Here is a 26155-nt window from a genome sequence, read left to right as displayed (position 1 = left end):
TCGTGATCTTGGTTGCGGTGCAAGGATCGGTGTGCTTGGTCTTGGGTCCATCTGGGCCTACTCCCGCAGTTCGCTGCGAGTCACGAATCTCGCCACGCCCGCTCCGGCGGCCACATGCATATGCAGGTGCCTGTTGTGTTGCTCGTCGCCGAGAGTCGTCAGGACCTGACAACCGCCGTGCTCACTCACGACCTGCCGAGCAACGGCTTGGACGACCTCCAGCAAGCGTGCTCCCAACACCGGATCCAGCTCCAGCAAAGAACGAACGTGCTTCTTTGGCACCACGATCACGTGCTCGACACCGAAACCGGGATCAGGTGGCCGGAAGGCCAGAACCTGGTCCGTCTCGATCACGACATCCACCTCGACCAGCCGGGGAATTACCTTGTCGCAATACCAATCTTTGTCCCTCACCCCAGCGACTCTACGATCACATACCCCGATCTCGGCCGAACCACGTAGCCCGCCGACACCCAAGCCGGTGATGTCGATTTTCATCGGTACTGCCCGACCTCCGAATCACCAGGTGAGATCGAGATTCGCCGAGACACGGCGTCACAATTCACTGTCCTGACCGCCGGAGCCCGCCCGAGGCCTCATCGGTAGTTCTGTGTCGGCCGGGGTCCTGCTCGGGCGCTGCCGCGCTTCCTTATGTCGGCGCCGGTATCGCACGGCTTCGTCGACGCCCCAGACCACCACGGGGAACGGCAGTATCACGACGAGCATCCAAGGCTCCAGCGCAGCGGTGCCGAATACGTTCTGCAGGGGCGGTGCGTAGATGAGCGCGGCGGTGAAAACGACCTCGAACGCGCAGCCGATGAGCAAGAGGCGATTACCGGCTACACCGACAGAGCGCAATGACGCCCATTCGGTGCGGGCCGCGAAGGCGGTGCCGAGCTGGCAGGCGACGATACCGGCGAATGTCATCGTGGTCGCCTGGGTGTAGGCGTGGTTCAGTGGCGAATCCGGCCCCACCGGATCTCCCGGCCGCCAACCGGACTCGCACAGTACGGCGAAGAATCCGCCGATCACCAGTACCGCGGAGACGACCCCGAGCAGCGCCCACGCACGCAGCAGCAGCCGGCCGGTGATGACACCTTCCCGGCGCGGTCGCGGCGGCCGGCTCATCAGGCCCGGTTCGGCGGGTTCGCGTCCGAGCGCCAGCGCGGGCACCGTCTCGGTACCGAGATCGATGGCGAGAATCTGTAGAACAGTGAGCGGTAGTGGAATCAGGCCGCCGGACAGCGCGAACAGCAGGAAGGGCACGACTTCGGGGACCGCGTGGGCGAAGATGTAGAGGACGAACTTCCGTACATTGTCGAAAACCCGGCGGCCTTCTTCGATTCCGGTGACGATCGTCGCGAAGTTGTCGTCGGTGAGGATGAGCGTGGCCGCTTCCCGGGCGACGTCGGTGCCGCCCCGGCCCATCGCGACCCCGATATCAGCGCGCCGCAGCGCGGGGGCGTCGTTGACACCGTCGCCGGTCATCGCGATGACCTCCCCGTTGTGCCGTAGGGCGTCGGCGATGCGCAGTTTCATCTCCGGGGTGGCGCGGGCGAACACCACCTCACCGGGTTCGGCGAGCATGGTGTCGAGTTCCTCGTCGGACATCGTGTCGAGCTCGGCGCCGTCGACGATCCGGTCCGCCCCGAGGCCGACACGCCGCGCGATCTCGGCAGCCGTCCGGCCGTTGTCGCCGGTGATGACGTGAACCCGGACCCCGGCAGCGTGCACGGCCCGCACCGCGTCGGGTACCTCCGGGCGCGGCGGATCGAGGAGGCCGACGAGACCCACCAGGCGCAGGTCCGTCTCCACGTGCTCGGCGTCGGACGGGCTGCCGGTATCCCAAGGCCGCCAGGCCACTGCCAGCACCCGCAGCCCTCGGCCGGTGAGCTGGTCGACCTGCGCCTGGACCTGTTCTCGCGTCACTCCCGGCGGGCAGCGCGCACAGCGCGGGAGTATCGCCTCCGGGGCCCCCTTGACGTGAACTCTGGGCGTTTCGTCCACGGTGTCCACGGTGGACATCATTTTCCGGCTCGAATCGAAGGCGTTGAGCGCGAGGCGGCCGGCGTCGCGCTGTGCCGGGGGTACCGGGTCGCCGTGGTCCGCGGCGTATTGCAGGAGCGCGATCTCCATGGGGTCGCCCCCGGCATGCGCCCCCATCTCGGCAGTACTGCACCGGGCGACGATCTCGGCGGTCTCGGCCGGGCTGCCGGTGACCTCCGCGACCCGCATCGCATTCATGGTCAGCGTGCCGGTTTTATCGGTGCAGATGACCGTGGTGGAGCCGAGCGTCTCCACCGCGGACAGTCGTTTGACGACCGCGCCGCGGCGCGCCATCGATCGGACCCCGGCCGCGAGCGCGAGCGTGATGGTCGGCAACAGCCCCTCCGGGACGTTCGCGACCAGGAGGCCGATGGCGAACAGGAATGCGGCGCTCAGGGACAGACCCGCGAGCAGACCCAGCGGGAGGAAGGCTGCGCCGGCACCCACTGCTACGGCGGCGATGAGCCAGGCGACCCGCCGCACCTGATGTTCGAGTGGACTTTCCTCCTTGTGTACGTGCTGGGACAGCGCCGCGATGCGGCCGAGCTCGGTGTGCACGCCGGTGCTGTGCACCAGCCCGCGGCCGGAACCGTCGAGGCATGCGGTGCCGCTGAAGATCAGTACCGGAGAATCCAGTGCGCGGTCGGCCTGGTCGGATTCGGCGGCACTGCGATTCAGTACTTCGGATTCCCCGGTGAGCGCGGACATGTCCACGTCGATGTTTCCGGCGATCAGGCGTGCGTCGGCGGGAATTCGTTCCCCTTCTTCGATCAGGAGTACGTCACCCCGCACCAGGGTCGCGGCCGGAACTCGGACCCGCTGCCCGTCACGCAGCGCCGACACCTGCTCGGGCAGGAAATCTCGAAGGGCACGGACGGCGTGTTCGGCCTGATTCTCCTGCCAGAAGGCGAGTACCGCATTGAGCAGTATCACGACGAAGATCGCGATACCGAGCGCCACCGCCCCACTGCCGAAGGCGAGTGCCGATGCCACCCACAAGAGCAATGCGAGCGGATGGCTGAACTGGCGGCCCAACGCCACCCACCGGGACTGCCCGCGGCGGATGGGCAGTTCGTTGGGGCCGTAGACATCGAGCCTGCGCGCCGCTTCGCGGGACGTCAGCCCGTCCGGGGTCGTGCGCAGATCACGTATCAGAGCGGTGACGGGTTCGCGTGGGTCGATTCCACTCGGATCGTCGGCGGAGCCGGATCTCCTCGGTGGCCGGAGGCGGGGCCCGGCCACCACTCCGCCTCGGTCTGGGGGCGGCTTCGGTGCGTCGACGTGGGCCACGCTGTCGATTCAGGTCGCGTGGGCGACGAGGACCGGGCAGTGGGCGCGCTGTACGACGATATTGCTCGTGGACCCCATGAGCAGGCCGCGGAAGCCGCCGCGGCCACGGCTGCCGACGACGACAAGTCGCGCGGACTCCGACCAGTGGATGAGATGCAGGCCGGGTCCCGCCAGATAGGTTCTCCGGCCGACATCGACCTCGGGATATTTCTCGCTCCAAGGAGTCAGCCATTCGTTCAACTCGGCTTCGGCCGCTTCGGCAACGGGTGGGTCGCTGATCATCTCCGGCATCCCGGCGAACAAGTGGAATCGCAAGTCGTGCCAGGTATGGATCGCGACCAGGGGTGCCCGGCGTAAGTCGGCTTCGGCGAAGGCGGCGGCCGCGGCGGCATCGCTGCTCGGAGATCCGTCGAGGCCCACGACCACAGGCCCCTCGCGACGATCTGCCGCATGGCCGGTGCCGCGTACTACAACGACCCTGCCGTGACCGTGGCTTGCCACCGCGAGCAGGGTCGAGCCCAGGTGAGCGGTAGTGGACCCCTCCCCGGTGGCGCCGATGGCGGTCAGGCCGGCGACAGCGGATCGGTCGATGAGCAGGTGCGCGGGGCCCAGCTCCGAGAGTTCGGTCTCGACAGTGAGCGTGGGATCGATCCGGAGTGCGGTCTGCCGGGCCTCCTCGAGGAAGTCATCGCCGCGCCGGCGGATCGCCTCGGTGACGGGTGGCTCCATGGTGTCGTAGACATTGCGGACAGCTCTGGCGCCGGCCAGGTCGAATGCGTGCACGATATGCAGCCCGCACCTGTGCAGAGCGGCGGTTTCGCTCGCCCACCGCACGGCGAGAGCCGACGCCTCGGAGCCGTCGACACCGACGACGATCGGGCGAGGCGGATCACTGTCTTCGGTACCGGTCATCGGGTCGAATCCTTCGGCCCCGGTTCTTCGGCTGTGGGAGAGCAGGCAGAGGAGACATTCGGCCTTTCGCCACTGCCCGCGGCGAAGGTGTCGGGGTGGATGGTGAGGAAATCGGATATCGGACGACGGGGAGTCTGTGGGTGGTCTTCGCGGCCCGGTGCCAGCCCGACCCGCACGATCACCTGTGCGGTGCCGTGGCCGCCGGCCGCATTCGAGGCGATGCGCCGCGTCGTGGGCAGTTCGGTGATATGTGTCAACGGGCAGGTCGCCAGGCCCGCGGCCGTGCATTCGAGCAGGATCTCCGAGAGCGCCTCGCCCGTTCGCAACCAGGCGAGGGCGGAGTCGTCCTCAGTGGCGAGTACCCAGAGCCGGGCCCGATCCTGTTGGTCTGCTCGGCGCGAGGTGTCACCGGACAGAGGGAACTCGCGACCGGCCGGCACCCGAGCCGCCTCGTCCGCCGAGACCAGTGCGGCGGCAGGCACCCCTTCGGGGATCTGTTCGTGGCCGCTCCACCAGTACAGTTCGGCCAGATAGGGAATGTCGTAGTGGCGTAGTGCCGCCACCTGTTCGGAGGCCGCGCTCAGGCGCCCCGCTGTGGCCGCGTCGAGGAGGTCGAGCATCACCTCGTACCGCTGGGAGAGCAGCCGGGCCGACCGGATTAGGCCGGTCAGATCGCCCGGGTCCCGCAGCGGTAGGCGGTCGGTCCGGCGTCGCTCGATGGTTTCGGGGCGGTTCCGCGGCGCGGTGGGTGCGTCCGGTAACGGACGGAAGGTGAGTGTTGCCAGGTGGTCGGGTCGGGCGGGGTCGGGCAGGCGCACGGTCTCGGTCCGCCAGCCGGCCGCGGCGAAGGCGGTCCGGGTGTGGTGCAACATCGTGCCGCAGCTGATCACCAGCTGTCTCCCGTTGGGGTCGGCAGTGCCGAGTAGGCGCTCGTCGTCGCGGTAGAGGCTCAGGCGATGATCGCGGTATATCCACCGCCACGGCTGGGTGTTGTGCACCGAGGGGGCACGGGCCGCCATCCGCATGGCCGCGAGCAGCGTGGCCCGATCCGGTTGCGACGCCGCAGCAGGAATGTCGAGGCCGGTCATAGTCCCAGTGTGTTTCCGCTCGCCGTGACCGGCCAGAGTCCGTCGGATCGGATCTGGCAGCGGAATGCCGGGCCTTCGGCCCTGTCCGGTCGGGTCCATCTGCCCTATATGGTGTCGCCGCACACGACCACGGAGGTGAGTGGGCGTGGCTGGTACCGCGCGGTCTGCCGATTCCGGAGCTATCAGGGGAGAGGGGCACTCCAGCGGAGGACGGTTCCTCCGGTCGGATTCCCGGTGATCCGGCAGCTGCCGCCCGCTCGTTGCGCACGGGCCGTCAGATTGGCCAGCCCGCTGCGCCGGTCGATCTCGGGCGCCAGGCCGATTCCGTCGTCGGTGACCTCGAGTGCGACCTCGTCGTTCACGCGCAGTTCGACCGAAAGGGTGGTGGCGTGCGCATGCCGGACCACGTTGCTGACCGCCTCGCGTAGTGCGGCTTCCACATCGTCGGACAGCGGCGGCATCAGCACAGTGAGAGGCCCGGCGAGTCGGACGGTGGTGCGCAGATCCGTTTCGGCGGTCAGCTCGGTGACGATGTTGTACAGGTGCTTGCGGTAATCGGTCGATGTCGCGGACGCATTGCTGTGCAGATCGAAGATCGAGTGGCGGATCTCCTGCACGATGGATTGCAGGTCTTCGATCGTTTCGCTCAGCCGTGCTTTCACTTCCGGGCTGCGTGTGCGCTGCAGGGTGCCCTGGAGGCCCAGACCGACGGCGAAGAGCCGCTGAATGACGTGGTCGTGCAGATCGCGGGCGATCCGGTCGCGGTCGGCGACCACATCGAGCTCCCGCATCCGCTGCTGGGTCTCCGCGAGCTGCAGGGCCAGCGCGGCCTGGTTGGCGATCACGGACATCATGGCCTGGACCGCGGGGTCGAGGGGGCGGCTGCCGGCGGGCTGTACTGCGGTGAGGAGCCCGATGACCTCGTCACCGACCACGAGCGGAAGGACGAGCGCGGGTCCCCAATCGGTGTTCGTATTCGGTAGGAAGTCGTCGGGAAGGCGTTCGAGGGCGACCGTACGACCGTGCCGGAACACCTGGTCGGCCCGGGAGCTGTGCAGCGGGAGGCGTTGCTCTCGCAGATCGTCGGCTCGCTCGCCCGCGGCGGCGGCGATGTACAGTTGACCGACCTCTCGGCAGGGCAGGTCGGGATCTTCCGGGAGTGCCACGAAGGTGCAGGCGGCTCCGGTGAGTTTCAGGGCTCGTTCGGTGACGAGATCCAGGATTTCCTCGGGTGTGCCTCCCGCGAGTAGGTCGGTGGCGACGTCCCGGGTCGCTTCCAGCCAGCGGTGGCGCGCCTGTGAACGTTCGTAGAGCCGGGCGTTCTCGATGGCGATACCGGCGGCCGCGGCGAGTGCTTGCACCACGACCTCGTCGTCCTCGGTGAACTCCTGGGCGCCGATCTTCTCGGTGAGGTAGAGGTTGCCGAATACTTCGTCGCGGACCTTCACCGGTACCCCCAGGAAGCTGTGCATGGGGGGATGGTGCGGTGGGAAGCCGACGGAAGCGGGGTGGCCCGAGATATTGGGGAGGCGGATGGGCCTGGGGTCCTGGATCAGTAGTCCCAGTACCCCGTGACCGCGGGGGAGGTCGCCGATCAGGACGCGGGTGTGGTCGTCGATGCCTTCGTAGATGAACTGGGCCAACTGATCTTTCGCCTTGTCGGTTCCGTATACGCCGAGTGCGCCGTACCCGGCGTCCACCAGCTCGATGGCAGTGTGCACGATGGACCGCAGGGTGTCGTCCAGATCGAGCCCCGCGGTGATGGACAGCATCGCCTCCATGAGGCGGTCCATCCGGTCGCGTACATCGACGATCTGGGCGATTCGGTCCTGCACTTCGTCGAGTAGTTCACGCAGGCGCAGCTGTGACAGCGTTTCGGTGACCGCTGGCCGATCGCTGGTCGGGGAAACCCGCCGCTTCATGACTGCATTCTTCCACCGTCTCCGGCCCCGGCCAATGCGCGAGCGGCATCAACCAGGCGGCAGGCGTGACCGGAGCTACACCTTCTTGTCGGGCAGGGTCATCTTCGACGCGATCACGGCGGCCTGCGTCCGGCGTTCGACCCCGAGTTTGGTCAGCAATCGTGATACGTAGTTCTTCACCGTTTTCTCCGCCAGGAACATCCGTCCGGCGATCTGCCGGTTGGTGAGACCCTCACCGAGCAGCATGAGCAGGGTGCGTTCCTGGTCGGTCAGGCCGGCCAGCGGTCCGGTGGCGGCTTCGGCTTCGGCCCGGAACTTCGCCATCAGGGTGGCCGCGGCGCGGTTGTCCAGTAGCGACTTCCCGGTGCCGACCTGCCGGATGGCGCTGGTCAGGTCGAGGCTGGTGATGTCCTTGACGACGTAGCCGCTCGCTCCGGCCAGGATGGCGTCCAGCATGGCCTGCTCATCGGTGAACGATGTCAGCATCAGGCAGCGCAGCCCGCGGCCGGCCGAGAGCAGTTCCCGGCACAGCTCGATACCGTTGCCGTCGGGCAGCCGCACATCGAGGACCGCGACATCGGGTCGCAGGGCGGGAATACGGGCCAGCGCCTGGGAGGCGTTCGCGGCCTCGCCGATGACTTCCATATCCGGTTCGGACTCGATCAGATCGGCCACTCCGCGGCGCACGATCTCGTGGTCGTCGACCAAGAACACCTTGATCATGGACCCACCTTCTCTCAGGTACAGGTCGTTACAGACTACGGAGTGAACAGGCGGCCGTGCGGTGATAGAGGGCCCCGCTTTCCGGGACCAAAGACCTCTTGTCCGGCCCGGCGCTCCCGCGTGCCGTTCGGTGGCTCCGGAATCCGGTGGTGCCGCTGTAGCCGGTCGGTCAGGAGTCGCTCGACCCGGTCGGTCAGGAGGCGAACTGTTCGATGATCACCGGTCACCTCGCACTTGTGCTCGTCCCGGGGCTTGTGTCGTAACCCGCGAGGTAGCACCCGGTACTTCGTCGTCGGCCGCGCACTTGTCCGCGAGGGTTCGCAGCAGGGTTTCCAGTCGTTGCCTCATCTCCCGACCCATCGGTTCCAGTGCGCCGAGGTCGCCTCGTTTCACGAGCAGGTCCGGGTCGGTCGTTTCGATGACGGTGAGCGCACCGTCTGCTCGCAGGCTTATGGAGCAGGGCAGCAGTGGTGCGATAGCGCCGACTGCTTCCATCATCCGGAGAGCGAGGCCGGGGTGGTAGGCGTCGATGATCGAACAGCTCGCGAACTCGTTCCCCGATCGCGCGGCCATCGCCTTCGCGACGTCCAACTCGCCGATGACCTCGAAGCCCTGATCACGCAATATCTCGCGGGTTGTGTCGACAATGGTCGCGAACGGGCCGTGGACCCGGACGGCCAGGACGACCGGGGTGACCGGAACGCGTATCTCGGTGAGCAGCTCGGCGGGGGCAACAGTCCCATCCGGTGCCACGTGGTAGATCTCGGTGGGCGGACCGGTGGCGTGGCGGCCGGAGTCCTGGATCCAGCGGTCGATCGCCTGGTAGGCCGCGGCGATGCCGGCGTAATCACCGTGGTGGTAGGTGTGTGCGAAGGAGTGCTGTTCGGTGCGGCGGATGGTGAAGTCGAGGTCGGTATCCCCTGCCGGTCCGGTGACCGGCAGCTCGAATTCGACACCGGTCGCGGCGCCGGGGCGGAAGTCACCGTGGTAGGTCGTGCGTGGTGGGCCGATCGGTACGAGACGCAGTGTGCGGGCCAGTTCGTAAAGTTCGGCCATACCGTTGCCGATATCGTCCCCGGCCTGGTCGGCCCGCACCCTCCGACGGACGGCGAGCACGGTATGCGGGCCGGACTCGTCCACGCTGACCTGGTAGCGCATGCTTCGCCTCCGTGATGCCGGGCCGAGGTGCGGCAGTCCGATATCCCCGGTGGGTGCCCCGACCGGAGTGCGAAAGCGAAGGACCTGCCTCCTTTGGCGGAACTACGCCTTCGACGGGGACCGGGTGCCGGATCACCCGATGATCTCGACGCTACGAACCGCCACGCCGAGTGCACAGTGCCGCGCGACCTTCGCGAAGAGGACCTTCGGCTTATCCGGTGACGCATCGCCGCGACCCGACCGAACTGCATTCTCGCCCATCTCGTGTGTTGCGTGGCGCCCGCTCAGGTCATGACCTCCTGCACTACGGAAAGGGATTTCGACCCTGTCCTGAGTTTCGGCTCGATGGTGCTATCGAGGTATGGGCCGAGCGAGGAAGCGGTGACACAGGTGCCAGGTTCGGAGAGAACCCCGGACCACGGCGCGGGTACGCGGCTGACCGTGGGAATCGAGCGGGCGGAGGCTTTGCGGTTGCTCGCGGCCGCCCCGTTCGGGCGGATCGTGTTCACCCACGACGCGCTACCCGCGGTGCGCCCGGTGAACCATGTGATCGGTGCGGACGGGTCGATCGTGTTCTGTACTCGCTTGTCCGCCGGGCTCGTACCGGCGTTGGGGCGATCGGTGATCGTCGCCTACCAAGCCGACGATATCGATCCGGTGCGATGGACCGGATGGTCGGTGCTGGCCATCGGTCCGGCCCACACCATCGCCGCCGGTGAACTGGCGGCAGAGTACGCGCGCCGGCTCGGCGCATGGGACGACCCGGCCGGAGTGGTGCTCGGCATGGAACCCACCCTGGTCTCCGGTACGAGAATGATCGAAGAGGTCGCGGTGTGAACCGTTCGCGACCAGCGCCCGCGGCCATGCGAGCTTGGCGGGTGGGCTCTGCGGGCAGTATCGACCGGAGTCCGCTCGGCGCGTGCCACGAGCCGGTTCCGGAGCCGGGGCCCGGCGAGCTGCTGGCCCGGGTACTGGCGTGCGGTGTGTGCCGGACCGACCTCCACGTCGTGGAGGGTGACCTACCGGTCCATCGCCGCCATGTCGTACCCGGCCACGAGATCGTCGCGGAAGTTGTCGATACCGACCACACGGATCACACCGGGTTCGCGGTGGGGGACCGCATCGGGATCCCGTGGCTGCGCCATACCTGCGGAATATGCGAGTTCTGCCAGCGCGGCGCGGAGAACCTGTGCCCCGGCTCGCGCTACACCGGCTGGGACGCTGACGGCGGCTACGCCGAATACGTCACCGTCCCGGCGGATTTCGCGCTGCCCTTGCCGACCGGATACGACGACCGCGAGCTGGCGCCTCTGCTGTGCGCCGGCATCATCGGCTACCGAGCCCTCGGCCGCGCAGCACTGCCGGACGGGGGCGTGCTCGGCATCTACGGCTTCGGTGGCAGCGCCCATCTCACGGCCCAGGTCGCTCTTGCGCGGGGTGCCCGTGTCCACGTCATGACCAGAGGCGCCGCTGCGCGTGAGCTGGCCTCGGAGCTCGGAGTCTCCTCTGTCCAGCGGGCAGCCGACCCGCCGCCGGAACAGCTGGATTCGGCAATCCTCTTCGCGCCGGTGGGTGAGTTGGTGCCCCCCGCGCTGGAGGCGCTCGGCGCGGGAGGCACACTGGCTCTCGCGGGGATTCATCTCACCGATATTCCCCCGCTCAACTACCAGCGCCACCTGTTCCGGGAACGGCAGCTCCGCAGTGTCACGTCCAATACCCGGGTCGATGCGCGTGAATTCATGGCCTTCGCGCAAGAGCACCGGTTGCGGGTCACGACGCATCCGTACTCGCTGGATCGAGCCGATCGAGCTCTATCCGATCTGTCGCACGGACGTTTCGATGGGGCCGCGGTCCTGGTGCCCTGAACGGATCCGGGCGCCGCTCGGCGCCGACCGGGTCAGGGCAGACCGTCGTGCAGCCGCAACGGCCTGCCGTACAGACGAATTGCCCGCTAGATTCGCTGCCGAGCGATGATCAGCGGGACGGAGAGACCGTGGAGCACGGCTTGACCGGTCGAGCCGAGCGTCATCCCGCCGAAACCGCCGCGGCCGTGACTACCGACGACCACGAGTTGCGCACCGTCGGCCTCGCGCAGCAGACGCCGCGCGGGCCGCTCCTCGACCACGACGTGGGTGACGGGTACATCGGGATACCGCTCCGCGTAACCGGCCAGGCTTTCGGCCTGGACCGCGCGGGCCTGCTCCTGCATCTCGGAGCGAGAGACGTATCGGAAGAATTCCGACCACGTGGTGACCGCCACGAGAGCGACACCGCGCCGGCAGGCCTCCTCGAAGGAGATCCCGACAGCCTCCGCGCCGCGCGCGGAGCCGTCCACTCCGACGACCACGGGCAAGCTGGAACGTTCGTCCTCGTGCTCAGCGTAAGTTTCCGGGATGACTGCGACCGGGCAGTGCGTATGCCGGGCCAGGGCCGTGCTCACCGATCCCAGAAGCCCCCTGCCCAGGGCGCCGTACCCGTGCGTTCCGACGACGACCATCCGGGCGTCGCGAGATCGCTCGATCAGCGTGGGCGCGGGCGCCGGATCGACGACGACTGTGCTGATCTCCAGTTCGCCGGCGATTTCACGGGCGAGCTTCTCGGCGGATGCGCAGACGGCCTCGCCGTCGGCCCGCATCGCTTGATTATCGAAGGCCACGACGCCGAGCCCGGGGCCGAAATCGATAGGTGCGCCGACGGCGTAGACCAGGTCCAACGGGACGCCGTACCGGGCGGCGGCTCGGGCGGCCCAGCGCAGGGCGCCGAGAGAAACGGACGAACCGTCGATACCTACGACGACGGCTGGTTCGGTGTGTGTACTCACTGGGGCGAATTCCTCCCGCTCACCGGCTCGAGAATCCGCGACGCGTCCGGTCGCGGCTTCCGAACCGTTCCGGCTGGTGCCGATGGTGCGACGTTAGAAGGTCGGCGGGACCGTCGATGCGGACCTTGGTCCCGGGCCCAGGAGTCCAAAGTCGTCTTCCCGCCGGGCCGGACCGGCCGGAGCCCGAAATATCGTCGGCAGGGACTTTCGGCACTCCCGCCGGCGCGGGCGGGTGCGGGACGATACGTGCGAACAGGTCTGCGATGACTGCCCACGGCCGGTGGTGGTCCCGCAACGTTTCAGCGCCGGGACATCGAACGGCGGAGGAGGTCGAATGCTCCAGCAGAGTCCGGATGTGGGCACGGTGCGTGCGGTGCTGTCGCGGGCCTGCCGCGCGCCGTCGCTGCACAACAGCCAACCCTGGCGGTGGCGCTGGGACGGTGCCACGCTCGATCTGTTCGTCGATGCCGATCGCCTGCTGCCCGCGACCGATGCTTTCAACCGGCAGGGCATTCTCGCCTGCGGCGCGTTGCTGGACCATGCCCGGGTGGCGTGGGCGGCGGCGGGCTGGGCGGCCCGCACAGCCCGTTTTCCGAAGCCGGGTGACCGCGCGCGTCTGGCCGCGTTGTCGTTCGCGGGGCAGTGTGAACCGCTCGCGACCGACCGGCGGCACAGCGATGCGATAGACCGCCGATACACCGACCGAGCGCCTCTCGCCGCCCCGGAAGCGTGGGCGGAGCTCGAGCTCACGCTGCGCACTCTGTGCCGGCGCCACAATTCACATGTGCACACCGTCGACGAAGGTCGGCGAGGCGAATTGGATCAGCTGTCGCGTACCACTGCGACTGTGCGCCGGCACGATCCGCTCTACGGAAAGGAGCTCGTCTGGTGGACAGGTAGCGGCACACAGGAGGCGGGCGGCATCCCCGCCGAGAGATTGCCCGCGCCGGCTGTCGCCGCCCGGGTGCCGAGCGAGCGAAGTTTTTCGCCGGGACCGCTGGGCGCAGGTTACGGCGATATCGTGCCCGATGCGGCAACCATCGTGGTGCTGTCGAGCACCGACGACACGGTCGAGTCGCTGCTTTACTGCGGTGAGGCGCTATCGGCGGTACTGCTGGAGACCACCGCCGCGGGTATGTCCAGCTGTGTTCTCACGCATATGACAGAGCTTCCTGCCGCCCGGGCCCACGTCACCGAATTGGTCGGTGACCCGTTCCCGCAGGTCCTCGTCCGTATCGGTAGGGCTGTGGCGCCGCCGCCACCGCGTACCCCACGGCGCGGCACCGGCGAGATCCTCCAGGTGGCCCCGCCCCACCGCTGAACCCAGGACGACGTGTCCCTGTTCGAGACAGGTAGGTTCCATGCACATCGAGCCGGCGGCCCACGATCCGGTGCCGCAGATCGACACCCGCCGATACGACGCGGTGATCTTCGATATGGACGGCGTGGTGACCGACAGTGCCTCGATACACGCTGCCGCCTGGACTGCGACATTCGACGCCTTTCTGGCGGCGAGACCGCCCGGCACCGGAGAGGATCGGTCGCCGTTCACCGAGGCGGACTACCTGAAATACGTGGACGGTAAACCCCGCTACTCCGGCGTCGAGGATTTCCTGACTGCCCGGCATATCCAACTGCCCCGCGGCGATCCGGCCGATCCGGATTCGGCCGCGACCATATGCGGATTGGGTAACCGGAAAGACGATCTCTTCCGGGAGATTCTCGCCCGCGACGGGGTGGCGGCATTCGATTCGACCGTCGCCTTGGTGCGCCGCCTCCGTTTCCAGGGAATACGTACGGGGGTGTTCTCGGCCAGCCGGCACTGCGCGCAGGTACTCGCGGCCGCCGGTATCGCTCATCTCTTCGAGGTCCGGGTCGACGGGGTGGACGCCGCGGAGCTGGGACTGCCGGGAAAGCCCGATCCCGCGATGCTGTGTGAGGTGGTATCGCGCCTGGACATCGCTCCGGCCCGGGCGGTAGTCGTAGAGGATGCCGAAGCGGGAGTGGCAGCCGGACGAGCCGGAGGTTTCGCGCTGGTCATCGGAATCGAGCGGACCGGTCGCGGCGGTCGGCTGGTGGCTGCGGGAGCCGACGCGGCCGTCGACGACGCGGTGCGGATAGGGGTACGGGGAGGTTTCCGCCGGATCGGGGAGGTGCCGGACGCGTTCGAATTCTGGCCCCGGGTCACAGATTTACTTGGCATCGAGAAGCCTGCTGTGCTATTGGATTTCGACGGAACCCTGGCCGAGATCGTCACCGACCCGGCTGTCGCCGAGATGGTGGAGGGCGTGGCGACCGCCCTCACGGAACTGGCCGAACGCTGCCCGGTCGCGGTGATCAGCGGCCGGGGTCTGGACGATCTCCGCGAACGAATGCCGGTACCCGGGGTATGGCTCGCCGGCAGTCACGGGTTCGAATTGATGGCCCCCGACGGTACCCGGCATGTACACGATGTGGTGCCCGGCGCCGAAACAACCCTGGCCGATGCCGCCGAACACCTGAGATCGCGACTCCGCGATATCCCGGGTGTAGCGGTCGAGCACAAGCCGTTCGCGGTCGCCGTGCACTTCCGCACCGCCGCCGCCGAGGCCGCCGGGCAGGTGATGACCACGGTGCGCGATACCGGGGGTTCCGCCGGTCTGCGGGTGAGCACCGGTCGCAAAGTCGTCGAGCTGCGGCCGGACGTCGACTGGGACAAGGGCGACGCGGTGCGCTGGATCCTGCGGCATCTCGATGGCGCCGTCCTCCCGGTATATCTCGGCGACGATGTGACCGACGAGGACGCCTTCGACGCGATCGAGCCGGACGGGCTCGCCCTGGTCGTGCACGACGTGGAGAACACCGGCAGGTACACCGCCGCCCGCTACTCGCTGGCCGGGTCACGCCGGGTCGGCAATTTCCTGAAACGACTGGTACATTTCGTGCGCGCCGAACCGGCCGCAACCGAGACGGAGACCTGGTCACTGGTCTACGAGGGCTACGAGCCGGAGCGAGAGAAGCTCCGCGAAGCGCTGTGCACCCTGGGCAACGGCTACTTTGCCACCCGCGGTGCGGCGCCGGAATGCCGAGCGGGTGAATCGCACTACCCCGGAACCTACGTCGCCGGCCTCTACAACCGGCTCCGTGACCGTGTGGCGGGGCAGGAGATCGACAACGAGAGCCTGGTGAATGTGCCGAACTGGCTGCCGGTCACCTTCCGGATATCCGACGGCGACTGGTTCGAACTCGACACCGCGGAACTGCTGGACTACCGCCAGCGATTGGATATCCGCCGCGCCGAGCTGACCCGTCGGTTCCGGTTCCGCGACGCCACCGGGCGGATAACCAGAGTGGAGCAGCGGCGTTTCGTGGCCGTACACCGGCCCCACCTGGCCGCACTCGTCACCACGATCACCGCCGAGAATTGGACGGGAGCGTTGCGCCTTCGCTCGACCGTGGACGGATCGGTGACCAACAGCCTCGTCGAGCGTTACCGTGATCTGTCCGGTACCCATCTGGGTGCGGTGCGCACAACCCGGCTGTCCGGCGATTCGGCGATCCTGGCGACACAGACCAACAGTTCGCTGGTACCGATAACCGTCGCGATCCGCAATATCCTGCGATCCGGCAGGGCCGCAGCGCCGGAGACTGTATGTGAGGAGAGATCTATCGGCCACGAGTTCACCGTCGAAGCCGGCGAAGGTGATCCGGTCGTCCTGGAGAAAACGGTGGTGGTGTGCACAGGTCGTGATCACGCCTCGGCCGGCCCCGATGACGAGGCAGCACGAGGGTTGGAGACTGCGCAGGACTACGAAACTTTGTTCGCCGGACACGCCGCTTCCTGGGATCGGATCTGGGGACGTCTGCGTATCGACCTCGACGACCACGGCTCGGTCCGAACCCTGCGCCTGCATCTGCTCCATCTGATCCAGACACTGTCGCCGAGCACTGCCGACCTGGATGCCGGAGTTCCCGCGCGCGGCCTGCACGGTGAGGCCTATCGCGGCCATGTCTTCTGGGACGAGCTGTTCGTGCTGCCCGTCCTGACCCCACGATTTCCGGGGCTGACCCGGTCACTGCTGCGCTACCGGTACCGGCGCCTACCCGAAGCCCGCCGGGCGGCCGCCGCGGCCGGGCTCGTCGGAGCGATGTTTCCCTGGCAGTCCGGAAGCGATGGGCGCGAGGAGAGCCAGCAGCTCCACCTCAATCCGCTGTCCGGCCGGTGGAATCCGGACCCGAGCCGACGCGCGCACCACGTGGGTGCCGCTGTCGCCTACACCGTCTGGCAGTACTACCAGACGACCGGCGATCTGGAGTACCTCACCGAGCGCGGCGCCGAGTTGCTGGTGGAAACAGCCCGGTTCTGGGCGGCGCTGGCCGATTTCGATATGCGGCTCGATCGCTACGTACTCACCGGCGTCATCGGCCCGGACGAATTCCATGCCGGTTACCCGGACGCACCGCGAGCGGGTGTCGACAACAACGCCTACACCAATGTCATGGCCGCCTGGACGATCCACTGCGCACTCGAAGCGCTCCAGGTGATCGCACCCCGCGCTCGCGCCGAACTGCTCGAGCGCCTCGGTGTGGCTTCCAGGGAGCTACCGCATTGGCGCGAGGTCGCCCACCGGATGTACGTGCCCTTCCACGACGGTGTCATCAGTCAGTTCGAGGGCTACGACCGGTTACAGGAACTGGACTGGGACCACTACCGGCGCCGTTACGGTGATATCCAGCGGCTGGACCGGATACTGGAAGCCGAGGGCGACGATATCGGCCGATACCGCGCGGGAAAACAAGCCGATGTGCTCATGCTGTTCTACCTGTTCTCGGCGGACGAACTGCGCGAACTGTTCGCACGCCTCGGCTACGAGCTACCGGGGGAAATGATCCCCCGGACGATCGACTACTACCTGACCCGGACATCGCACGGTTCGACCTTGAGCGCCCTGGTGCATTCCTGGGTGCTCGCCCGCGCCAACCGGGAACGCGCGCTGGAATTCTTCGCGCGGGTGGTCGAATCCGATGTGGGCGATATCCAGGGTGGGACCACCAGCGAAGGAATCCACCTGGCCGCGATGGCGGGCAGCGTCGACCTGCTCCAGCGTTGCTTCACCGGACTGGAGTTACGCGGTGACCGGCTCATCTTCTGTCCCTACTGGCCGAAAACGCTGGGCACGCTGTCGTTTCCCATGCTGTACCGGGGTCATCGGCTGATGGTGCGAGTCGGCGGCAGGGGAGTCGAGATAGGTTCCGAACCCGGGTACGCACCGCCGATCGATATCGTCTGCCGGGACCAGGCGGTACGCCTGTCGCCAGGGGACACCGTTCGCCTGGAGGATCGTCGGGCCCCGGCGACGGATGCGTAGCGAACACTTCCGGCCGGAACAGCTCGCTACCATCAGGTGCGCGTCGTCGGCCGGTAGTGCTTCGAGGAGAAATGGTTCGCCACGATCTCCTCCTCGGCCCGTAACTCCGCGCTCGTCACCGCGCGGGCGTCGGGACCGGGAAACGTGAGTGCGCGGCTCCCGGTATCGGTCCAGTGCACGAGGTACGGTGGCGCGCCGTCAGTGCCGTGGACTTCTTCGATCAGTCCCCGGCGAACAGTGCCACCGAGTGCCCGTCCCTCGACGATCAGCCAATCCCCGACCTGGGCTCGCATCGCAACTCGGCCTCCTCCGGCTCGTTCCGGTCGCGCGGGGGGACGCTTCTGCCGTCGCCTCCCGCGGACTGCGCGTATCTTCGTGCGAGTTACGCAACCTTCCTCAAGGCTCGACCACGGAAGCGTGTTCCACGAGGTCCGATCGTCGTCACACCATGGGTACTTGGTCCTACTCGGCGGACAGGCGAAGGGCGATGTGGCACGGCGTGCGATGCACGGTGCCGACACCGACGAATGTCGGGGACTTCCGTCCTTCGGTGAGTGGTCGCCCGGCGGTGGATGCGGCGACGTCGGACCCTGGCCCGGACGCACCGTGACACGGTGGAATCGGTGGGTCATATATCCGGCGTCATCGAAGGAGACATCATGGGACTGCTCCCTGCTCACCGTGAGCCACTGCTTCCGGAACTGCACGATCTGTGGAACACATTCGCCCCGACCGGTCTCGGGCCGATGTTCAGCGGTCACCTGCTACGCGTCGAGGATTCGGTCGAAGACGGTCGATACACCGTTCGCACGGAGATCCCCGGCGTCGATCCGAACAAGGATATCGACGTGAGCGTCCAGGGACGCCAGCTGGTAATCAAGGCCGAACGATCGGAAAAGAAAGTCGAGAACGGCCATTCCGAGTTCAGCTACGGTTCGTTCTACCGCACCGTCGCGCTGCCCCAGAACGCGGAAACGGACAAGATCGAAGCCGACTACGCTCGAGGCATCCTCACTGTCGGCGTCCCGCTGCGGGAACCGCAGGAAACCGCCAAAAAAATCGAGGTCACCACCGCCGACTGAACAGCGGGCACCGATGCGGACGCCGGTGCCCGGCTCGGGAGCCGGTCACCGGGAGAACGTCACGTGGATCGTAGGAACGCATGCGCGCAGAAGCAAGGGATGCCGTTCATCGAAGAACTCATGCAGGATCTGCGCACCCGGCACCTCGATGCCGTGCCGGTCGGGAAGCGGGGCCCGGGTCCACTTGAACGGCTTGCCGCACGAACTGCCGCGGCCACCGGCGTCGCGGACGACAACGGACTCGAACGCGTCAACAGCCACCTACGCCGGCAACGGTTCACAGGCCACTGGGGTAACTTTCCGGTATGGTGCCCCGGCCGCGGCGGCTGTCCGATGGCAGTGGCTGCAGCGCGGTCGTGGTGTCTATATGGATGAGGGCATCGAACTGCCGGGCCGTGCGAGCGTGGAAGTAGTGGCTCTGTCGCTCGGTGCCGGGGCTGTACACGACACCGATGGCGCGCTGTATCCGGGGCGTGTCGAGCACTTCGGTGGCCGTTCCGGCGGTATCGAGCCGGAGCAGGAACTCCGGCCTCCCGGTATCGCGCAACAGGCATTCGAGGCTGGACGGTAGCGGATCACGAACGGTTTCGCGCAGCGCGGGTCCGCCCCAGGACCGGGCCGCGGTGACGGTACCCGAGCTGGTGCTGAAACCGATGGTCCGGCACTGCGCGCCGTGGCGTTCGCGGACCAGTTGGCCGATAGTGACCTGGCCTTCGGAACCCAGTTCGGTGGCGCGCGCGTCGCCGACGTGGGAGTTGTGTGCCCACACCACGATGCGTGGTTCGCCGTGGATCCGAGCGTATTCTCCCGGTCGTGCCAGGTGGGTGGCCAGGGCCTCCAAGGTCTGCGCCATATGCCGGTCGCGGAGATTCCACGAGTGCACCCGCCCCGCGAACATCGCACGATAGTAGGCCTCGGCATTGCGGACCGACCAGGCGTTGCGCAGGGCGTCGAATTGTTCGTCGGCACCCCGGCCGTGTGACATCGTGGCGGTGAGCAGCCCGCGCTGCAGTTCGATCAGTTGATCGACGACTTCACTTTCGCACGACTCGCCGGCGCCGAACGCCGCGGCGAAACCGTAGGCCTCGGCTTCGTCACCGCTCACCTGGTCGAAGCACGAGTAGCGCGTTTCGGCCCGCCGTGCCGCGCGTGGGTCGACCTTGTCGAGGTAGCGCACCACTTCGCGCATCGAACGGTGCAGGCTGTACAGATCGAGCCCGTAGAACCCGGATTCGGTGACACCGGCCGCACGGCATCGTGCGTTGTGGGCATGCAACCATTCGACGAAGTCCCGGACCACGGTGTTACGCCACATCCACGACGGAAAGCGCTCGAAGCCCGCCAAGGCGCTCTCCGCGTCGTGGTCGTCGCCGTGCCCCCGGACGTATCGGTCGACCCGGTGCGCGTCGGGCCAGTCGGCTTCGGCCGCCACCGCGGTGAACCCGCGCTGTTCGATGAGCCATTTGGTGATCTCCGCGCGCGCCGAGTAGAACTCATGGGTACCGTGCGAGCTCTCTCCGATGAGGACGAACCGGGCGTCGCCGACGAGATCATCGAGTACCTCCCCCGGTGGCACCCCGGCGGGGGCATCGATGCCCGCATCGCGCACGATCGCCGCATCCGGAGCACGGCGCGGGGGTGCGCCCCTCGTGGGGGCCGCCATCAATTCCGCGACTTCTTCGTCGGTGACCTGGGTGAAATCCCAATACGATTCGCCGACGGCCCGGAACGGTGAGGGCATCGTCGCGCAGACGAATTCATCGACCGCGGCGCCGAGTTCGCGGCAGGTGGATTCGGGTGCGGCTGCGACGGCGACGACGATCTGTTTCGGTTCCGCGTCGCGGATCGCCTCGACGGCGGCGAACATGCTCGCGCCGGTCGCGAGCCCGTCATCGACGAGGACCACTGTGCGGCCGGCCACCTCGAGCGGCCCACGCCCGCTGCGATAGGCCGCCTCACGCCGGGACAGCTCCGCCGCCTCGTCGCGTGCTATTTCCCGAACCTGAGCGGCGGAGAGTCGCAGGGCGCGTACGACATCGTCGTTGAGTACGATACGGCCGTCGGAGGCCAGCGCGCCGATGGCGAATTCCGGATTGCCGGGCGCACCGAGTTTGCGGACGATCATCGCGTCCATCGGCGCTCCCAGCGCGGCGGCGATCTCCCACGCGACCGGCAGACCACCCCGCGCCAAACCGAGCACCACAACGTCGGGGTCGCCGCGATAATGCTCCAGCAGCCGGGCCAGTGCTCGTCCCGCTTCGCGACGGTCCTGGAAGATGCTCGGCCGCGTTGCTCCCGTCTCCGGTGCCGACATGGTGTTCTCCTCCCGATTCATCGGGTGATGCGATCGTCTCGCCGGTGGGTCTCGGCCGATTCCGCGCATAATTGCGCCTTCCGTCCTGGTCTCGTGGTCTCACGGTCGGCGGCGCGCACGGCAGCCGGTCCCCTCCGCCGACCGGGCGCACGGCCGAGCGACATTGTGGACTGCAGCATGCTCAACTCACTTCCGTGGCGCGCTGATCGACCAGCCCCTCGGCCAGCAAGATGCGGTGCGCCGACTGTGCCGCGGCGGCAACTCGTTGCTCGTCCGGGGGCAGTGCGGGCAGCTGCTCGAGTCCACGGACCAGCACCGCTACCGCCTCGCCCAGGACTCGGAGCTGCTGGGCGAGGTCGTGGTTCTGGTCAGGTGCGTATCGCTGGGTAGGCGCTCGAGGTGAGGCGTACGCAGTCTCGGGTTCGCCGAGGAAATCACCCCACAGGGCGATGCCGAGGGGGCCGGGCAGCACCGCGAAGACCCGGGTCAGCTGGCCGGGCGCGAAGAGTTGGTCCAGTGCTCGGGTGATCTTCCCGGCGATCGGTACGACCTCACCGCGGTCGATGCGCGCTTGTTCGGCGAATTGATCGATGAACGCGGCGATGCTGTGCCGGACCGGCACTCTGGCAGGTACCCAACCCTCGTACCACACTCCACGAAGGAGTTCGGGCAGTTGCGCGCTCATATGGGCAGAGTTGGACACCCCGATCCGGTCGCGGACGGTATGCATCCACGCGCGCAGCGCACGGAAGGCGAACTGGCGGTCCTCGGTGCCCAGTTCGTCGGCGACAGCGTTCAGCCAGGCGTGTGCCGTGTGAACTCCTGCGGCAAGCGGATCATTACGGTGCGCCATGCGGTCGCCTCCTCGCGGCTCGTCCGAGAACACCGGTGGGGTGCATTTCCAGCCTCGATTCCCGTACCGCAATCGTGCAGGGCCGGAAGTCGCCGATGCTCGGGGCGATGGTCCTGACCACAATCGGTTGCCCGAAGCTCACGCCCGGAGCGGACCCGGCGGGTCGATGGTCCCCGGGGCAAAGGCTTGTCGACTCTGCTCGAGGCGTCCGGAACCGAGCGACACTCGAACCATGACTCCGACCAGGAAGGTGGCGGTCATCTACGCCACGGAACAGGGTTCCACCCGCGATATCGCCGAGTTCATCGCCGCTGATCTGGCAGACCGTGGCGCCGAGGTGCAATTGCGCGAGGTCGGCTACGCACCCGGCCCTGCGGACTTCGACATGGTGATCCTCGGCAGCGCGATCCACAATATGGATTTCCTGCCGGCCGCAGTGGACTATATCGGCCGTAATCGCGCGGAGCTTGCCGCGACCGATGTCCGCCTCTTCGGTGTCGGGCTCGGACCGGCGTTACGCGGTCCGGTCGGACGGCGCCTCGGGCGGGTCGTTCCCAAGAAGATCGCAGCTCTGCGTGACGCGGTACGCGCCCGTGACTACAGTGCGTTCGCCGGGATCTACGAGCGTCGTGGCGTATCCCGGAAGGCACGTACGCTCTACCGTCTCCTGGGCGGTGGTCGCTACGGCGATCTGCGGGACTGGTCCGCGATCCAAGGGTGGGCCACCGGGATCGGTGACTCGCTGGGCCTGCCCGCGGCAAGCACACACGTTATCCATCCCTGATCCCGGGACGGCGGTGTGCTCGCTAACGGCTTTCGGTGAGAAACTGCGCACAGGATCCGATTGTCGACAGGCGTGGGTAATCGTCTTCGTCGATCCTTCGGTTGCTGCCTGCGGCGAGCCGTTCGACGAAGGTGAGGAAGTCGATCGAGTCGAGTTCGAGCGTGCTGCGCAGCGGCTGCGTCTCGCCCAACTCGGCGAGCTCGGCTTCGGTGGCGAAGCCACTGAGCGAATGTCGGACAAGAGCGACTGCTTCCGCGCGGGAAGCCATTCCAGTGGTCATGGGCACAACTCCTCCGGATGCTGTAGGTGATCGGCGAGGCACCGTAGAAAACGAGCCCCTACGGCCCCGTCACTGGCCCGGTGATCGGCGGACAGCGTGGCGGTGACCTGTGGGCGGACGCCCACCATTCCGGCGACCGCGCAGGGCTTTTCGGTGACGGCACCGAATCCGACGATCGCGACCTGCGGGACCGGGATCACGCCGAAGACCGCATCCGCGCCCAGATCGCCCAGGCTGGTCACGGTGATGGTGGCCTGCAGGATGTCGCGGGAGCGCAGTCGGCCGGCACGGGTCCGAGCTACCGCATCGCGCACGGCCTGCATCATCGCGGTCGCGGACAGGTGGTCGGCGTCGGAAATGGTGGGCACCAGAATGCCGCCCTCGCGCAGCGACACCACCATGCCCACGTGCACATCGGGTGCGGGACGGAATTCTTCGTCGAGCCAGAAGCCGTTGAGTTCGGGTACCGCGCGCGCCGCCCGGGCTGCGGCGCACAGCAGCAGCGCCGATGACACGATGCGCTCCGGTACCGGCATCTGCTCGTTGACTGTCCGCAACCTCCGCATCGCGGCATCCATATCGACGGTGCTCGACAGATAGTAGTGGGGCACAGTGCGTTTGGACCGGGTCATCGCCGCCGCGATCATCTGGCGGGCAGTGGCGGGGGAGCGCCGGGGGGTTTCCGCTGTCGCGTTGTCTCCCGGTACGTTCCGCGGTGGGGACGGGCGGACGCTGTCGGGGACAGGTTGCCGCTCGGATACGCCGGTAGGGAGGTCTCGTGCGCGTATCGCGTCATCGGGGCCCGAGCCCTGCACACCGCTCAACTCGATATCCGCTGCGGAGGCCAGGCGACGGGCGTACCCCGACGCGCGGCCCGTATATGTCTTCGGTGTGCCCTGGACAGCTTGGTCGCCAGGGACGGTGCTCATTGTGGAGGCAGGACGAGCCGCTACTCTCTCGGTCTCCGAGCTCGGCGCATTCGAGCTTCCGGCGGCTTTGATGCGGTCGATATCCGCGCGCACGACGCGGCCCGCGGGACCGGAGCCGTGGACGGTGTCGATATCTATTCCGGCTTCCTCGGCCAGTTTCCTGATCAGTGGGGTGGCATGTAGGTCGTGCCCGGCCTTCTTACCGGTCCTGCCACCGCCCGGCGGTGAGATCTCACGGCCACCGGATATCGCCTCGGCGGTGTGCGGCGGCAACGGGGTAGGGCCGGTGTGGTCGGCTGCCGGTGTTGTGGCTGCATCCGGGTGGGTACCTACCGGGGTGCCTTCCGGCGCGGGTTCACCGTCCGTACGCTCGGCAGGCGGTGGGGCGCCGACCGACCCTGCGGCGGGTTCGATGGTTGCCAATGGAGTTCCTACCGGAACCGTGGCCCCTTCCGGCACCAGAATCGCCGCGAGGATCCCGTCGTCGAAGCTTTCCACCTCGATCGCCGACTTCGTCGTATCGACCTCGGCGACCACATCTCCGATGTGCACGACCTGGCCGGGCCGCACATACCAGTGCAGCAGGGTGCCCTCGACCATATCGGCGCCCAGTGACGGCATTGTGAATTCGGTCATCTCAGCTCACCACTTCCTGCACTGCCTCGACGACGGCTCCGGCCGAGGGCAGGGCCGCCTCCTCGAGCTGGCGGGCATAGGGGATCGGCACGTCGGCGGTGCACACCCGCCGGATCGGCGCGTCCAGGTCGTAGTAGGCGTGCTCTGCGGTGGCCGCGGCGATCTCGGCGGCTATCCCGACCCGGCCCCAGCCCTCGTCGACGATCACCAGACGATGGGTACGGCTCACCGACTCGACGATCGTGGCCGTATCGAGCGGGCGCAGTGTGCGCAGATCGATCACCTCCGCGTCGACGCCGGTCTCGGCGAGCTGGTCGGCGGCGGCCAGCGCGGTGTGCAGGGTGCCGCCGTAGGCGATGACGGTGACGTCGTTGCCCGGCCGGGCGATTTCGGCGGTATCGATATCGGTGACGGTATCCGGGCCGGGGGATTCGCCGCTGCTGCTGTACAGCGCGATCGGTTCGAATATCACTACCGGGTCGGGATCCTGCAGGGCGGGCCACAGCATGCCCCGGGCGTCGGCGACGGTTGCCGCGGACAGTACGCGCAGGCCGGGCAGGTGGGCGTAGAAGGACTCGAGACTGTGCGAATGTTGCGCCGCGAGCTGGCGGCCGGCTCCGGTGGCCATCCGGATCACCAGCGGCACACCGAGTTGCCCGCCCGACATATGCCGCAGCGTAGCGGCGTTGTTGAGGATCTGGTCCAGGGCGAGCAGGCTGAAGTTGCCGGTCATGATCTCCACGATCGGGCGTCGGCCGGCGATCGCCGCCCCGATGCCCGCACCGACGAACGCCGATTCGCTCAACGGGGTGTCGCGGATACGGCGCGGCCCGTAGTCGTCGAGCAGGCCACGGCTGACGCCGAAGCACCCGCCGTAGGCGCCCACGTCCTCGCCCATCAGGAAGACCCGCTCATCGCGGTCCAGGGCTTCACGCAGCGCGTCTGTCAAGGCCTGCCGATAGGTGGTGGTCATTGCCGCTCCGCGTACACATGACGGGTCAGGTCGGCGACGGGTTCCAGTGGAGCGGCCTCGGCCTCGACGATGGCGGCGTCGATCTCAGCGTCGATGTCTGTTTCGATCTCGGCGTATCCGCGGTCGTCGATGATCTCGGCGTTCCGCAGTTGCCCGTACAGGCGTTTGATCGGATCGCGGGCCTTCCACTGCTCGATCTCGGCTTTGTCGCGGTAGCGGTCGGCGTCGTAGAGCGAATGCGCGCGGAAGCGATAGGTACGGAATTCCAGGAAGCAGGGCCCGCCGCCGCCCCGTATCGACTGCACAGCGCGACGTGCCGCCTCGGCGACCGCCTCGGCGTCCATACCGTCGACTGGCCACGATGCCATCCCGTAGCCCGCCGCGCGGAGGGCCAGATCGGTGTTGGCGTGTTCCCGGCGCAGTGCGGTGCCCATCGCGTACTGGTTGTTCTCGCAGGCGAAGAGCACCGGAAGGTGCCAGAGGGCGGCGAGGTTCGCGCATTCGTGGAATTCGCCTTCGGCGAAGGCGCCGTCACCGAACAAACAGACGGTGATGTGGGGCGTATCGGTGAGCACGTCGGCCAGCGCGAGGCCGAGTGCCGGCGGCAGACCGCCGGCCACGATGGCGTTCCCGCCGTAGAACCGCCGTTGTGCATCGAACAGGTGCATGGAACCGCCGCGGCCGCCACTGCATCCGGTACTGCGTCCGAACATTTCCGCCATCAGTGCGGTCATCGGGATGCCGCGCGCGAGCGCGTGTCCGTGTTCGCGATAGGTCGATACCACCGCGTCGTCCGCGTCGATCTCACTCAGGAGACCCGCCGCGACGGCCTCCTCGCCGATGTAGAGGTGCAGAAATCCTCGAATCTTCTCGGTGCTGTAGAGCTGGATGCAGCGCTCTTCGAATCGCCGGATGCGCATCATCTGACGCAGGAGTTCGAGCCGGTGGCCGGGTTCGGTATGAGCGCGTGCTTCTCCGGTCGGGGATTCGGTCATG

The 26155-nt window shown here is 67.5% G+C and carries 22 protein-coding genes; 6 read left to right on the top strand and 16 right to left on the bottom strand.

What is annotated here, in order from left to right; all coding sequences use genetic code 11:
- Nucleotides 1–57 precede the first annotated feature (57 nt).
- The 7 genes from NF4_RS32990 to NF4_RS32960 form a co-directional block, all read right to left on the bottom strand.
- Nucleotides 58–498, bottom strand: coding sequence for an HIT domain-containing protein (locus NF4_RS32990; protein ID WP_084533757.1), 441 nt, complete (start codon nucleotides 496–498; stop codon nucleotides 58–60).
- Between the two features lie 57 nt (nucleotides 499–555).
- Nucleotides 556–3288: a cation-translocating P-type ATPase gene (locus tag NF4_RS32985; RefSeq protein ID WP_084533763.1), complete on the bottom strand. Its 2733-nt coding sequence runs from the start codon at nucleotides 3286–3288 to the stop codon at nucleotides 556–558.
- Nucleotides 3289–3345: 57 nt separating this feature from the next.
- Entirely contained in the window at nucleotides 3346–4248 is a 903-nt protein-coding gene (locus tag NF4_RS32980; RefSeq protein ID WP_063131316.1) for a universal stress protein, read from the bottom strand.
- Nucleotides 4245–5336: an Acg family FMN-binding oxidoreductase gene (locus tag NF4_RS32975; protein ID WP_063814779.1), complete on the bottom strand. Its 1092-nt coding sequence runs from the start codon at nucleotides 5334–5336 to the stop codon at nucleotides 4245–4247. The genes NF4_RS32980 and NF4_RS32975 overlap by 4 nt, the downstream gene beginning before the upstream one ends.
- A 182-nt stretch (nucleotides 5337–5518) precedes the next feature.
- Nucleotides 5519–7258 carry a sensor histidine kinase gene (locus tag NF4_RS32970; protein WP_063131315.1) on the bottom strand — a complete coding sequence of 580 codons (1740 nt, stop codon included), beginning with the start codon at nucleotides 7256–7258 and terminating at the stop codon, nucleotides 5519–5521.
- A 75-nt stretch (nucleotides 7259–7333) separates the two neighbouring features.
- Complete coding sequence (locus NF4_RS32965) at nucleotides 7334–7981, bottom strand: response regulator (protein ID WP_063131314.1); 648 nt, start codon at nucleotides 7979–7981, stop codon at nucleotides 7334–7336.
- Nucleotides 7982–8197: 216 nt separating this feature from the next.
- On the bottom strand, nucleotides 8198–9139 hold the full coding sequence (locus NF4_RS32960; RefSeq protein WP_063131313.1) for a DUF302 domain-containing protein: 942 nt from the start codon (nucleotides 9137–9139) through the stop codon (nucleotides 8198–8200).
- Between the two features lie 381 nt (nucleotides 9140–9520).
- Here NF4_RS32960 and NF4_RS32955 point away from each other — a divergent pair, with 381 nt between their 5' ends.
- The gene (locus NF4_RS32955; RefSeq protein WP_232330757.1) at nucleotides 9521–9976 is read left to right on the top strand and encodes a pyridoxamine 5'-phosphate oxidase family protein; all 456 of its coding nucleotides are present in this window, start codon (nucleotides 9521–9523) and stop codon (nucleotides 9974–9976) included.
- Nucleotides 9977–10002: 26 nt separating this feature from the next.
- Nucleotides 10003–11004 (top strand): zinc-binding alcohol dehydrogenase family protein, encoded by a 1002-nt coding sequence (locus NF4_RS32950; protein WP_063131312.1) that lies wholly within the window; start codon nucleotides 10003–10005, stop codon nucleotides 11002–11004.
- An 86-nt stretch (nucleotides 11005–11090) separates the two neighbouring features.
- Here NF4_RS32950 and NF4_RS32945 read toward each other — a convergent pair whose 3' ends face one another.
- A complete protein-coding gene (locus NF4_RS32945; protein WP_063131311.1) occupies nucleotides 11091–11960 on the bottom strand; it encodes a universal stress protein in 870 nt (289 codons plus the stop codon).
- Nucleotides 11961–12294: 334 nt separating this feature from the next.
- Between NF4_RS32945 and NF4_RS32940 the strand changes: the two genes are divergently transcribed.
- Both NF4_RS32940 and otsB read left to right on the top strand, forming a co-directional pair.
- Nucleotides 12295–13281, top strand: coding sequence for an Acg family FMN-binding oxidoreductase (locus tag NF4_RS32940; protein ID WP_063814778.1), 987 nt, complete (start codon nucleotides 12295–12297; stop codon nucleotides 13279–13281).
- Between the two features lie 40 nt (nucleotides 13282–13321).
- Nucleotides 13322–17308: a trehalose-phosphatase gene (gene otsB, locus NF4_RS32935; protein WP_063131310.1), complete on the top strand. Its 3987-nt coding sequence runs from the start codon at nucleotides 13322–13324 to the stop codon at nucleotides 17306–17308.
- Nucleotides 17309–17340: 32 nt separating this feature from the next.
- Here the strand turns inward: otsB and NF4_RS32930 are convergent, their stop codons facing one another.
- A complete protein-coding gene (locus tag NF4_RS32930; RefSeq protein ID WP_063131309.1) occupies nucleotides 17341–17601 on the bottom strand; it encodes a DUF1918 domain-containing protein in 261 nt (86 codons plus the stop codon).
- A gap of 366 nt (nucleotides 17602–17967) precedes the next feature.
- Here NF4_RS32930 and NF4_RS32925 point away from each other — a divergent pair, with 366 nt between their 5' ends.
- Entirely contained in the window at nucleotides 17968–18390 is a 423-nt protein-coding gene (locus tag NF4_RS32925; protein ID WP_063131349.1) for an Hsp20/alpha crystallin family protein, read from the top strand.
- 45 nt (nucleotides 18391–18435) lie between these two features.
- Here the strand turns inward: NF4_RS32925 and NF4_RS32920 are convergent, their stop codons facing one another.
- The 3 genes from NF4_RS32920 to NF4_RS32910 form a co-directional block, all read right to left on the bottom strand.
- The gene (locus NF4_RS32920; RefSeq protein WP_063131308.1) at nucleotides 18436–18651 is read right to left on the bottom strand and encodes a hypothetical protein; all 216 of its coding nucleotides are present in this window, start codon (nucleotides 18649–18651) and stop codon (nucleotides 18436–18438) included.
- A 16-nt stretch (nucleotides 18652–18667) separates the two neighbouring features.
- Entirely contained in the window at nucleotides 18668–20704 is a 2037-nt protein-coding gene (locus NF4_RS32915) for an erythromycin esterase family protein (RefSeq protein WP_063131348.1), read from the bottom strand.
- Between the two features lie 181 nt (nucleotides 20705–20885).
- Nucleotides 20886–21557, bottom strand: a complete 672-nt coding sequence (locus tag NF4_RS32910; RefSeq protein WP_063131307.1) for a DUF2267 domain-containing protein — start codon at nucleotides 21555–21557, stop codon at nucleotides 20886–20888.
- Nucleotides 21558–21789: 232 nt separating this feature from the next.
- On the opposite strand from NF4_RS32910, the gene NF4_RS32905 reads away from it, so the two are divergent.
- On the top strand, nucleotides 21790–22341 hold the full coding sequence (locus NF4_RS32905; RefSeq protein WP_063131306.1) for a flavodoxin domain-containing protein: 552 nt from the start codon (nucleotides 21790–21792) through the stop codon (nucleotides 22339–22341).
- Between the two features lie 22 nt (nucleotides 22342–22363).
- On the opposite strand, the gene NF4_RS32900 is transcribed toward NF4_RS32905, so the two are convergent.
- From NF4_RS32900 to pdhA, 4 genes are read right to left on the bottom strand one after another with little or no spacing between them, the layout of a single operon-like run.
- Nucleotides 22364–22621 carry a hypothetical protein gene (locus NF4_RS32900; protein ID WP_198165561.1) on the bottom strand — a complete coding sequence of 86 codons (258 nt, stop codon included), beginning with the start codon at nucleotides 22619–22621 and terminating at the stop codon, nucleotides 22364–22366.
- A complete protein-coding gene (locus NF4_RS32895) occupies nucleotides 22618–24186 on the bottom strand; it encodes a dihydrolipoamide acetyltransferase family protein (protein ID WP_063131304.1) in 1569 nt (522 codons plus the stop codon). The genes NF4_RS32900 and NF4_RS32895 overlap by 4 nt, the downstream gene beginning before the upstream one ends.
- 1 nt (nucleotide 24187) lies before the next feature.
- Complete coding sequence (locus tag NF4_RS32890) at nucleotides 24188–25159, bottom strand: alpha-ketoacid dehydrogenase subunit beta (RefSeq protein ID WP_063131303.1); 972 nt, start codon at nucleotides 25157–25159, stop codon at nucleotides 24188–24190.
- Complete coding sequence (gene pdhA / locus NF4_RS32885) at nucleotides 25156–26154, bottom strand: pyruvate dehydrogenase (acetyl-transferring) E1 component subunit alpha (protein ID WP_157120733.1); 999 nt, start codon at nucleotides 26152–26154, stop codon at nucleotides 25156–25158. The genes NF4_RS32890 and pdhA overlap by 4 nt, the downstream gene beginning before the upstream one ends.
- Nucleotide 26155 lies beyond the last annotated feature (1 nt).

Origin of the sequence: Nocardia fusca NBRC 14340 (assembly GCF_001618425.1) — a bacterium.
Taxonomy (GTDB): domain Bacteria; phylum Actinomycetota; class Actinomycetes; order Mycobacteriales; family Mycobacteriaceae; genus Nocardia; species Nocardia fusca.
The sequence above is the reverse complement of the archived record's forward strand: the minus strand, read 5'-3'. Positions and strand labels throughout refer to the sequence as shown.